The following is an 11,266-nucleotide window of genomic DNA, read 5'->3' as shown; positions in this document are numbered from 1 at the left end:
AGGGGCTCAGTAGGTTTCCAGGTGCAGGCGGCCCTCGCGCTGCAGGGCCGCGCCCACCGTGTCCCAGTCCAGCCCGGCTTCACTGGCAATGTCGCGCAGGGCCATCACCACGCCTTCTTCCATGCTTTTCAGGCCACACACATAGAAGTGGCTGCTGCCGTCCCGCAGCAGCGCGGCCAGGTCGGCGGCGCGCTCGCGCATCAGGTCCTGCACATAGCGCTTGGGCTGCCCGGCGGTGCGTGAGAACGCCAGGTTGATGTCGATGAAATCCTTGGGCAGGTTCTGCAGCGGGCCAAAGTACGGCAGCTCCTGCTGCGTGCGGGCTCCGAAAAACAGCATCAGCTTGCCGCCCTCGAACTTGCCGCTGTTGCGCAGGCGCCGCCGCCACTCGGTCATGGCGCGCATGGGGGCGCTGCCGGTGCCGGTGCAGATCATCACGATGTGCGAGCGGGGGTGGTTGGGCATGAGGAAGGAGCTGCCAAACGGCCCCACCACCTGCACCTTGTCGCCCACCTTCAGGTCGCAGATGTAGTTGGAGGCGATCCCCTGCACAGGGTGGCCGTCATGGTCCTGCGTCACGCGCTTCACCGTCAGGGCCAGGTTGTTGTACCCGGGCCGCTCGCCGTTGCGCGGGCTGGCGATGGAGTATTGGCGCGCGTGGTGCGCCTTGCCCAGTGCATCGGTGCCGGGTGGGATGATGCCAATGGACTGCCCCTCCAGCACCGGGAACGGCATGCTGCCAAAGTCCAGCACCACGTGGTGGGTCTCGTTCTCGAAGCCCGTCTCGGTGCAGTTGAAGTTGCCGACCACGGTGGCTTCGGTAGGGCTTTTGGGCGGGAACAGGTTGGTGTAAGGGTGGGCAGCCGACCAGGGCGGCACCGTGGCGCCGTACTGGGCCGAGCGGAACGCTTGCGTGCCCGGCTCCACGGGCGCGACAGGGCCGGAGGTAGGTACGGCATCCACGGGCGGCACAACACCTTCGGCGGCCAGCGCATCGGGCGGGAGTTCGGGCGGCAGCTCTTCCCAGGTGAACTGCTCCTCAATCGTGTATGCGCGCGCCAGGGGCATGGTGCGCCAGTTGTCGATGGAGCCTGTGGGGCAGGGCGAGATGCAGGCCATGCAGCCGTTGCACACATCGGCCCGCACGACGTAGTTGTTGTCGTCGTGTGTGATGGCACCTACCGGGCAGGTGGCCTCGCAGGTGTTGCAGCGGATGCAGATCTCGGGGTCGATCAGGTGCTGCTTGATGACGGCGGTCTGGACGGCCATATCCATGGTTGTTCTCCTGAAGGCCTCGCGGTCGGTATGGGGTTGTACCGGGAGGCGGGCGGGGTGCGCTATCGGCAAAAACGTGGGGCCCCGGCCCATGTTGCCCTGCTTCCTGGTATGGGCAACGGGGCAACGCTGGTGTGTGGGTGGGTCAGCCGAACCGGACGTATTCAAAGTCCACGGGTTGGCGGTTGATGCCCATCACCGGGGGAGCAATCCAGCCCGCAAATTTGCCAGGCTCGACCACACGCCCCATCAGCGAGGCCACAAAGGCAAAGTCCTCCGGCGTGGGCAGCCATTCGGCCTTGCGCGCCGTCCATTCCGCTTCGCTCACCACGCGGCCATCGGGCGACATCTTGATGCCCGCGAGGGCGCCGATCTGGCGGTTGAAGGCCTTGTGTGGTACGACCAGGCGCGTGGGGATGCCGGCTTTCTCCAGCACCTTGTTCCAGCGGCCCACCCCGGCCATCGAGTCCTTGATGAAGTCGTCGCGCAGCACCTCGTTCAAGGCGTTGAGCATGGGCACGTCCTTCTCCTGCAGCTGGCCGTTGACCACTTCCAGCACCTTGTAGGTCTGGCCTTTGAGGATGTGGTCGTCACCTCGCTTGCCTTCTTCGTAGCGGCCCTTGAGGCCCGAGCTGTAGAAGGTGGCGGCGTTGCTCGACTGGTCGGCACCGAACAGATCGATGGTCACGCTGTAGTGGAAGTTGAGATAGCGCTGGATGGTGCCGAGGTCGATGGCGCCTGCTGCGCGCACCTGGGCCGGGTCGTCGGTCTTGAGGTCGTTCATCACCTGCGCGGTGCGCGACAGCACGCGCGAGACGCCGCTCTCGCCCACGAACATGTGGTGGGCCTCCTCGGTCAGCATGAACTTGGTGGTGCGTGCCAGCGGGTCAAACGCGCTCTCAGCCAGGGCCGACAGCTGGAACTTGCCATCGCGGTCGGTGAAGTAGGTGAACATGAAGAACGCGAGCCAGTCGGGCGTCTTCTCGTTGAACGCGCCCAGGATGCGCGGGTTGTCCTGGTCGCCCGAGGTGCGCTGCAGCAGCGCCTCGGCCTCTTCGCGGCCGTCGCGGCCGAAGTGCTTGTGCAGCAGGTAGACCATGGCCCACAGGTGGCGGCCCTCTTCCACGTTGATCTGGAAGAGGTTGCGCAGGTCGTACATGCTGGGCGCGGTGAGCCCCAGGTGGCGCTGCTGCTCGACCGATGCAGGCTCGGTGTCGCCCTGCGTCACGATGATGCGGCGCAGATTGGCGCGGTGCTCGCCGGGCACGTCCTGCCAGGCTTTTTCTCCCTTGTGGTCGCCAAAGTGGATCTCTCGGTTGGTATCGCCGGGGTTCAGGAAGATGCCCCAGCGGTAGTCGCGCATCTTCACGTGGCCAAACTGTGCCCAGCCATTCGGGTCCACGCTCACGGCGGTGCGCAGATAGACCTCATGGTTGGTCGAACCCTCGGGGCCCACGTCGTCCCACCAGTTGATGAAGTTGGGCTGCCAGCCTTCCAGGGCGCGCTGCAGCGTGCGGTCTTCGCTCAGGTTGACGTTGTTGGGGATCTTCTCGCTGTAGTTGATGGTGCTCATGGATGTCTCCTCGCGGGATGGAAAACCGAACGGTTGGGGTGGGGCTAGACGCGGTTCAGATCAAAGCCAGCTTTCTGGCCGGTGCCGTAGACCTTGAGCGCACCTTTGTCGCCCACGGCGTTGGGGCGGTTGAAGATCCAGTTCTGCCAGGCGGTGAGGCGGCCAAAGATGCGAGTGGCCATGTTCTCCTTGCTCGCAAAACGCAGGTTGGCCTCCAGCCCTGTGAGCGCGTCGGGCGACATGGCGGCGCGCTCCTCGATGGCGATGCGGATTTCGTCGTCCCAGTCGATATCGTCCGGGGCTGCAGTCACCAGGCCCAGCGCCAGCGCAGCGTCGGCATCCAGAGCCTTGCCGACGGCTGCGCGGGCGGCCTCCAGTGGCGCGGCTTCTTCGTAGAAGCGGCGTTGCAGGCGGCTTTGGTCGTTCACCATCGGCAGCAGGCCGAAGTTGAACTCGTTGAGCGTGATATTGGGTGCGCGTTCCGTGTCGTCGGGCAGGGCCAGCATGTAGGTGCGATCGGCGGCAAAAGCCAGCTCGGCCAGGGAGCCCGCAAAGGCCGAGCCGGGCTCCACCAGCGCGAACAGGCTGCGCGACGACACATCGAGCCGCGCGAAGGTGCGGCGCAGCGCGCCGATGGTTTCGCGTACCAGCCAGTGGTCCTGGTGCGTTATCAGCGTGGCGTCGCTGGCCAGCACCGCCTGTGCGTCGCCTTCGGTCTTGAGCAGCCAGGTGCCGATGTCCAGCTCGTTGGTGCGCAGGTTCAGGATGGCATCGTCCAGCTGGCGCGCCAGGGCCAGGGGCCACCAGGCGGCCCCTGCGGCTTTGATGCTGGCGATGTCCGTAGGCTGCACGCCAGTGGGGGCCTTCAGCGTGATGGTGGCTGTGCGGCGGGTGCGGTCGATGTTCACGCCCACGTGGGCGTAGCGCAGGCTGTCGGCGCTCTCTTCACGCTCCACCCGGGTCAGCGCCACGCCCTGTGCGCTGGCGGGGCGGTGGCTGCCTTCGGCCAGCCGCGCTGCGGTTTCATTGACCGTGGCTGCGAACTGGGCGGGCTTGGCAATGCGGTCCACCAGGCGCCAGTCCACCGCGCGTTGGCCGCGCACGCCCTCCACGCTGGTGCAGAAGATGTCGGCCAGGTCGTGGCGCACGTGGCGCTTGTCGGTCACGCGCGTCAGGCCGCCGGTGCCGGGCAGCACGCCCAAAAGCGGCACTTCGGGCAAGGACACGGCGGATGACCGGTCGTCCACCAGCACGATCTCGTCACAGGCCAGAGCCAGCTCGTAACCGCCGCCTGCGCAGGCGCCATTCACGGCGGCCACGAACTTGAGGCCCGAGTGCTTCGAAGAATCCTCGATGCCATTGCGCGTCTCGTTGGTGAACTTGCAGAAATTCACCTTCCAGGCGTGGCTGGAGACGCCCAGCATGAAGATGTTGGCGCCCGAGCAGAAGATGCGGTCCCGGGCGCTGGTGACGATGACCGAGCGCACCTGTGGATGCTCGAAGCGGATGCGGTTGAGGGCATCGTGCAGCTCGATATCCACCCCCAGGTCGTAGCTGTTGAGCTTGAGCTTGTAGCCGGGGCGGATGCCGCCGTCTTCGGCAATGTCGAGCGACAGGCGTGCCACTGCGCCGTCCACGGCCAGCTTCCAGTGGCGGTACTGCGTGGGGTCGGTCCGGTAGTCCACGCGGGACGGGGGCTGCACAGGGTGGGTCATGGTGTCTCCTTGGAATGGGTTTGTGCAAAATAATGCATGTTTTGCCTGTTGATATGCATCATGATGCATATCAACAGGCAAGTCAATGCATGTTTGTGCGGTGATTCGTCAGGAGGTGGCGCGTGGTGGAAAGGGCGGCGCTGGGCGGACAGGGCCACACCCTGTGTGGGGCGTGGCAGGTGTGGGGCTCAGGCCGCCCGGGCTGTAGCCTTGCGCACGCCCGCGTGCAGGGCGGCCAGGCTTTGCTCGGGCGTCTGGCCCGAGGTGTCGATCGTGATGTCGGCCTTGGAGTAGAAGGCGGCGCGCCCGTCCAGAATGCGCTTGAGGTCGTCCATGGCTTCCCTGCTGGCCGCCATGGGGCGCATGTCGCCCTGGGCTACCACGCGGCCCATGTGTTCTTCGGGTGCTGCGCGCAGCCAGACGGTGGTGCAGTGCGCCAGCAACTCGTTGAAGGTGGCGGGGTCCGACACAATCCCGCCCGGTGTGGCGATCACAACCTCGCTGTGGATCTGGATGGTTTCTTCGAGCGCCCTGCGTTCATAGCGGCGATAGGCCGTGGTGCCATACAGGTCGTGGATCTCGCGCACGCTGCAGCCCGCCAGGCTTTCGATCTCGCGGCTCAGTTCGATGAAGGGCACGTCGAGTGCACGCGCCAGCAAGGGCCCCAGGGTGGACTTGCCTGCACCCCGCAGGCCCACCAGGGCGATGCGCCCGTGCCGGGCTGTGTCATTGCTGCCGCCGCTCAGCAGCTCATGCAGGGCCAGGCGCACGCGGCGCAGCTCGGGCTCGCTGCGATGCTCCAGCAGCTCGCGGATCAGCAGCCATTCGGGCGAGCTTGTCGTGAAATCGCCCATCAGTTCGGCCAGCGAGCAGTGCAAGGCGCCCGCCACCTGCTGCAGCACCAAGATGGACGCATTGCCCGTGCCGTACTCCAGGTTGGCCAGGTGCCGCTCGGACACGTCGGCCGCCACGGCCACGGCCTTGCGGGTCAACCCCCGCTGCGCGCGCAGGTTGCGCACCCGCTCCCCCAGCGCCACCAGCACGGGGTTCTTGGGTTCCTCGGTCGTGGTTGCGGCCGTGGCAATCGTTGGCAAACCCGTCCCTGCCTCTTCTTGTTCGTTCATACCCATCCTTGTGCGCCAATTGCCGCCCTGTATTTGCTCAGGGAAAATACCGAATATGCACTATAGTGCTTGACGCTGACTGAATCAGAAACTATTGTTCGTGTGGCGCAACATACTGCATGTTTCGGGGTGGCGCAAGGACATGGATCAAACCATTGCCTTTGCACTTTCGCCCCTGATGCCCTCACCTGAGACACCCATGTCCACCAAAGCCGTATTTCACCAGACCCTTGCCACGTTGACGGGCCAGATCGCTGGACAGCCGCTGGATGCGGCGCTGGCGGGCTGGCTCAACCAGAACCACGGCCCCGGGAGCGATGTGTACGAGCGGCTCAAGGACGCGTGCACGGTGGGGGTGCGTGAAGGCTGGTTGTGCGAGCGGGAGGGCGGTGGCATCCGCTACGGCCGGGTTTTCAAGCCCGAGGACGCCTTGCACCGCTTCTCGGTGGATGTGGTGGACATGCAGGACCTGGCGGGCCCGCACCACACGCACCCGAACGGCGAGATCGATTTGATCATGCCGCTCACGCGGGGCGCGACTTTTGATGGCCACCCTGCTGGCTGGTGTGTCTACCCGCCCGGCAGTGCGCACCACCCCACGGTGGCACAGGGCCGCGCCCTCGTGCTCTACCTCCTGCCCGAGGGGCAGATCCACTTCACCCGGTAGGCGCCACGCTGGCCTGACGACCTGTTGCCGACTCCTTTCCCCTACTTGAAGAAAGCCCCGCATGACTGAACTGCTCCCCAACTATGCCGCAGGGCGCTGGCAACACGGAACCGGGCCGGGCGCCGCGTTGCGGGACCCTGTGCTGGGCACCGCGCTGGTGCGGGTGGATGCGGCAGGGCTGGACCTGGCCGAGGCATTTGCGTTTGCGCGTTATACCGGTGGCACGGCCTTGCGCGCAGCCACCTACCGCGAGCGCGCCGCGATGCTGGCGGCTGTGGTGAAGGTGTTGCAGTCCCATCGCGACAGCTACTACGAGATCGCTACGGCCAATGCCGGTACCGTCAAGAACGACTCGGCCGTGGACATCGATGGCGCCATCTTCACCCTGGGCCAATACGCCCGATGGGGCGATGCACTGGGCGATGTGCGTGCCCTGCGCGACGGAGACGCGGTGAAGCTGGGCAAGGAGACTGTCTTCCAGTCGCAGCATCTGCAGGTGCCCCGGCAGGGCGTGGCACTGTTCATCAATGCGTTCAACTTCCCGGCCTGGGGGCTGTGGGAAAAGGCCGCTCCGGCCCTGCTCTCGGGTGTGCCTGTCATCGTCAAGCCGGCCACGGCCACCGCCTGGCTCACCCAGCGCATGGTCAAGGATGTGGTGGATGCCGGTGTGCTGCCCGCAGGCGCGCTGTCGGTCATCGCTGGCGGCTCTGCCGGGTTGATGGACGAGCTGCAGCCCTTCGACGTGGTGTCGTTCACCGGTTCGGCCGAAACGGCCTGCGTGATCCGCTCGCACCCGGCCGTGGCCCAGCGCTCGGTGCGCGCCAACATCGAGGCCGACAGCCTCAACAGCGCCGTGCTGCTGCCCGGCGAGGCGCCGGGCAGCGAGGCCTTCAACCTGCTGGTGCGCGAGGTGGTGCGCGAGATGACCGTGAAGTCGGGCCAGAAGTGCACGGCGATCCGCCGCATCCTCGTGCCCGCCGAGGTGTACGACGCGGCGGCCGAGGCCATTGGTGCCAAGCTTGCCGGTATCAGCGTGGGCAACCCGCGCAACGAGGGCGTGCGCATGGGATCGCTCGTGAGCCGCGCCCAGCTGGCTGCTGTGCGCGAAGGCCTGGCCGCGCTGCAGGCGCAGGCAACAATGCTGCACGATGGCCGCGACCGGCCGCTGGTGGACGCCGACCCGGCCGTGGCCGCCTGCATCGGCCCGGTGCTGCTGGGCGCACGCGATGCCGACGCCGCGCAATCAGTGCACGACGTGGAGGTCTTCGGCCCCGTGGCCACGCTGCTGCCCTACCGAGACAGCGCGCACGCCATCGCGCTGGCGCACCGGGGCCAGGGCTCGCTGGTCACCTCGCTCTATGGCAGTGACGAATCCGCACTGGCACAGACCGCACTGGCCGTGGCTGCCAGCCATGGCCGCGTGCATGTGGTCACGCCCGATGTGGCGCAGGCCCACAGTGGCCATGGCAATGTGATGCCCATGTCGCAGCACGGCGGCCCGGGCCGTGCGGGTGGTGGTGCCGAGCTGGGCGGGCTGCGTGCGCTGGACTTCTACCACCAGCGCAGCGCCGTGCAGGCCAGCCCCGCAGTGCTGGCGGCACTGGGTGTGCCCGATCTGGCGTAGCCCCTTTTTTTGCGCAGGCCCTTTCCCTACAAGAACCTCGGAGACATCCCCATGACCCGCCTGCCAGAGCATTTCAACTTTGCGGAGCACCTGTTTGCGCTGAACCGCGCGCGCGGCGACCGCATTGCCTACATCGACGACCATGAAACCCTGAGCTATGGCGCCCTGGAGGACCGTGCGCGCCGCTTGGCGGCGGTGCTGGCGGGGGCCGGTGTGCGGCGCGAGGAGCGGGTGCTGCTGCTGATGCTCGACACCTGCGACTGGCCCGTGGCCTTTCTGGGCTGCCTGTACGCCGGTGTGCTGCCTGTGGCCGTCAACACCTTGCTCAAGCCGGAGGACTATGCCTACATGCTGTCCCACTGCCGCGCGCGGGCAGTGCTGGTGTCGGGGGTGTTGCTGCCTGTGCTGAACGACGCCATGCACCGACAGCCGAACGAGGTGGCCCTGCAGGTGGTGTCGCAGCCGCAGGGGCCGTTGCCCGGCGGTGCGCTGGACATGCGGGCTGCCATCACTGCTGTGGCGCCCCTGTCGGCGCCCGCTGCCACGGGGCCGGATGCGCCGGGTTTCTGGCTGTACTCATCGGGCTCCACAGGCAAGCCCAAAGGCACGGTCCACACCCACGGCAACCTGTGGTGGACGGCCGAGCTGTATGGCAAGCCGGTGCTGGGCCTCACCGAGCAGGACCGGTGCTTCTCGGCCGCCAAACTCTACTTTGCCTATGGTCTGGGCAACAGCCTCACCTTCCCCTTGTCGGTGGGGGCCACGGTGGTGCTGATGGCCGAACGCCCCACGCCCGATGCCACCTTCGAGCGCTGGGCGCGGCACCAGCCCACCGTGTTCTTTGGGGCCCCCACGGGTTTTGCAGGCATGCTGGCCTCGCCCCGCCTGCCACCACGCAGCGCGGTGTCACTGCGCATGTGTTCATCGGCGGGCGAGGCCCTGCCCGCCGAGATCGCGCAGCGCTTCAAGGCCCACTTTGGCTGCGACATCATCGACGGCATTGGCTCCACCGAGATGCTGCACATCTTCCTGTCCAACCGTCCGGGGGATGTGCGCTACGGCACCACGGGCAAGCCCGTGCCAGGGTACGAGGTCTCGCTGCGTGGTGAAGATGGGAGCGAGGTGCCAGATGGCGAGATTGGCGACCTGTACATCCAGGGCCCCAGCGCAGCGCTGCTGTACTGGAACAACCGCGAGAAGACGCGCGAAACCTTCCAGGGCACATGGACCAAGAGCGGCGACAAGTATGTGCGCGATGCCGAGGGTTACTACACCTACGCCGGGCGCAGTGACGACATGCTCAAGGTCAGCGGCATCTATGTCTCGCCGTTCGAGGTGGAGGCTACGCTGATGCAGCACCAGGCGGTGCTGGAGGCCGCCGTGATCGGTACGCAGGACGCCGATGGTCTGACCAAGACCAAAGCCTTCGTGGTGCTCAAGGAAGGGCAAACGGCCACGCCAGACGACCTCAAGGCCTTTGTGAAGGAACGTCTGGCTCCCTACAAGTACCCACGCCTCATCGAGTTCGTACCCGAACTGCCCAAGACCGCGACGGGCAAGATCCAGCGCTTTCGGCTGCGCGAGCGCGAGCAGGGGCCGCAGCCATGACGGCCGTGGTGGATGCTCCGCGCAAGGTCTCTGTGACCTGGCGGCAGCGCACGGTGGAGATGGAGTACGCGTGGATCGCGCCCGAGCGCACGGCGGCCCCGCTGGTGGTGTTCCTCCATGAGGGTCTGGGATCGGTGGCGATGTGGAAGGACTTCCCGCAGCGGCTGTGCGAAGCGGGGGGATTCCGGGGGCTCGTCTTCTCGCGCCCCGCCTACGGCCAGTCCACCCCGCGCGCGGCGGACGAGGTGTGGGGCGTGGACTTCATGCACCAGCAGGCGCACGAGGTGATCCCCGCCTTTCTGGATGTGCTGGGTGTGCGGGAAGCGCCTTGGATGTTCGGCCACAGCGACGGTGCCTCCATCGCGTTGCTGTTCGCTGCGCGGTGTCCGGAGCGCACACGCGGCCTGGTGCTGCTGGCCCCGCATATCTTTGTGGAAGGCGTGACGGTGGAGAACATCGAGCGTGCGAAGCATGCCTACCTGCATACCGACCTGGCGCAGAAGCTGGGCCGCTACCACGACGACCCGAACTCGGCCTTCTGGGGCTGGAACCGCATCTGGCTGGACCCTGCGTTCCGCGCCTGGAACATCGAGGCCGAGATCACCGCCATCCGTGCGCCCGTGCTGGCCATCCAGGGGCTGGACGACGAGTACGGCACGCTGGCGCAGATACGCGGCATTGCACGGCAGGTACCGGGCACCCGGTTGCTGGAGCTGCCTGACTGCGCGCATTCCCCGCACCGGGATCAGCCCGAGGCGGTGATCGCGGCCACCGTGGCCTTCATCGCGGCCTCTGATTCGTGAAGCGCATCCCACGCTGCAAGCCGTTGTAGCGGCGCGGCTACTCCACCCGGCGGCGCAGGCCCTCCAGGTTGGTGACCGTGATGCCGCCGTATTCGATCTCCAGCAGGCCCGCCGCTTGCAGGCGTTTCAATGCCGCGTTGCAGCGCTGGCGTGACACGCCCGAGAGGTTGGCGATTTCCTCTTGCGAGACTTGCAGGTGCGTATCGCTGCCCGGGTGCAGCCAGGGGTGGAACAGGCCCGCCAGCGCCCGGGCCACCTGGCTGTCGGTGTCGAGCAGGTGGTGGGCCGTGAAGTTGCCCAGGAACCAGTGCATGCGCTCGTTGATCTGGCGCAGCAGAAAGTGGTCGAAACTGCGCTCGGTGGCGTGCAGCCACTCGAAGGTCTCCACCGGCATCAGCGCAACGCGGCTGGGGCGCAGCGCAATGATGTCGGCCGTGCGCGGGCTGCCGCGCAGCAGCGTGCCTTCGCCAAACCAGCTGCCCGCCGACAGCCCGCCCAGTGTGACCGAGCGGCCGTCGCCCGAGGTCACCGTCCACTTGAGCAAGCCCTCGATGGCGCCGTACCAGTGCACGGGCTTTTCGCCGCGTCGGCACAGCGCGCCCCCCTGTGGCACATCCACCTCGCGCAGCTCATCACGCACACGCGCCTGCGCGCCGCTGTCCAGCAGAGGAAACCAGGCAGACGCTGCGAGCAGATCGTCCATGGTGGGGGGCGTCACTTTGACCAACATGGTGGGCATTCTCCTGCTTGCTGCACCGTTCAAAAGACAGACCCACGTATACCCTGAGTCCAAATGTCGTCGGGATGACTGAATGGGCGGGGTCGGGAAAAAATAATCTGCAGCACTGGCATTTTCCGTTACGCACCGTGATGACCC

Annotated in this window: 9 protein-coding genes; 4 read left to right on the top strand and 5 right to left on the bottom strand. The window is 66.6% G+C overall.

Translation table 11 applies throughout. From position 1 onward, the window contains the following. Positions 1 to 6: 6 nt before the first annotated feature. The 4 genes from boxA to AC07Z7_RS15610 all read right to left on the bottom strand — a co-directional run bounded on the left by boxA (position 7) and on the right by AC07Z7_RS15610 (position 5,687). Positions 7 to 1,275 (bottom strand): benzoyl-CoA 2,3-epoxidase subunit BoxA, encoded by a 1,269-nt coding sequence (gene boxA, locus AC07Z7_RS15625; RefSeq protein WP_252659868.1) that lies wholly within the window; start codon positions 1,273 to 1,275, stop codon positions 7 to 9. Positions 1,276 to 1,420: 145 nt separating this feature from the next. Beyond that, positions 1,421 to 2,848, bottom strand: a complete 1,428-nt coding sequence (gene boxB / locus AC07Z7_RS15620) for a benzoyl-CoA 2,3-epoxidase subunit BoxB (protein ID WP_252659869.1) — start codon at positions 2,846 to 2,848, stop codon at positions 1,421 to 1,423. Between the two features lie 44 nt (positions 2,849 to 2,892). Beyond that, positions 2,893 to 4,563, bottom strand: coding sequence for a 2,3-epoxybenzoyl-CoA dihydrolase (boxC, locus tag AC07Z7_RS15615; RefSeq protein ID WP_494766802.1), 1,671 nt, complete (start codon positions 4,561 to 4,563; stop codon positions 2,893 to 2,895). A 188-nt stretch (positions 4,564 to 4,751) separates the two neighbouring features. After that, complete coding sequence (locus tag AC07Z7_RS15610; protein WP_094291550.1) at positions 4,752 to 5,687, bottom strand: helix-turn-helix transcriptional regulator; 936 nt, start codon at positions 5,685 to 5,687, stop codon at positions 4,752 to 4,754. A gap of 199 nt (positions 5,688 to 5,886) precedes the next feature. Between AC07Z7_RS15610 and AC07Z7_RS15605 the strand changes: the two genes are divergently transcribed. The 4 genes from AC07Z7_RS15605 (at position 5,887) to AC07Z7_RS15590 (ending at position 10,389) form a co-directional block, all read left to right on the top strand. Beyond that, positions 5,887 to 6,354, top strand: coding sequence for a DUF4863 family protein (locus AC07Z7_RS15605; RefSeq protein WP_494766801.1), 468 nt, complete (start codon positions 5,887 to 5,889; stop codon positions 6,352 to 6,354). Positions 6,355 to 6,415: 61 nt separating this feature from the next. Next, positions 6,416 to 7,978, top strand: coding sequence for a 3,4-dehydroadipyl-CoA semialdehyde dehydrogenase (locus AC07Z7_RS15600; protein ID WP_494766800.1), 1,563 nt, complete (start codon positions 6,416 to 6,418; stop codon positions 7,976 to 7,978). A 51-nt stretch (positions 7,979 to 8,029) separates the two neighbouring features. Then, on the top strand, positions 8,030 to 9,586 hold the full coding sequence (locus AC07Z7_RS15595) for a benzoate-CoA ligase family protein (RefSeq protein ID WP_494766799.1): 1,557 nt from the start codon (positions 8,030 to 8,032) through the stop codon (positions 9,584 to 9,586). Further along, positions 9,583 to 10,389, top strand: a complete 807-nt coding sequence (locus AC07Z7_RS15590) for an alpha/beta fold hydrolase (protein ID WP_494766798.1) — start codon at positions 9,583 to 9,585, stop codon at positions 10,387 to 10,389. Before AC07Z7_RS15595 ends, AC07Z7_RS15590 begins: the two co-directional genes overlap by 4 nt. Before the next feature lie 37 nt (positions 10,390 to 10,426). Here the strand turns inward: AC07Z7_RS15590 and AC07Z7_RS15585 are convergent, their stop codons facing one another. Continuing rightward, the gene (locus tag AC07Z7_RS15585) at positions 10,427 to 11,119 is read right to left on the bottom strand and encodes a Crp/Fnr family transcriptional regulator (protein WP_252659875.1); all 693 of its coding nucleotides are present in this window, start codon (positions 11,117 to 11,119) and stop codon (positions 10,427 to 10,429) included. Positions 11,120 to 11,266 lie beyond the last annotated feature (147 nt).

Source organism: Acidovorax sp. GW101-11A03 (assembly GCF_059424825.1).
This window is presented reverse-complemented; position numbering and strand designations above follow the sequence as displayed.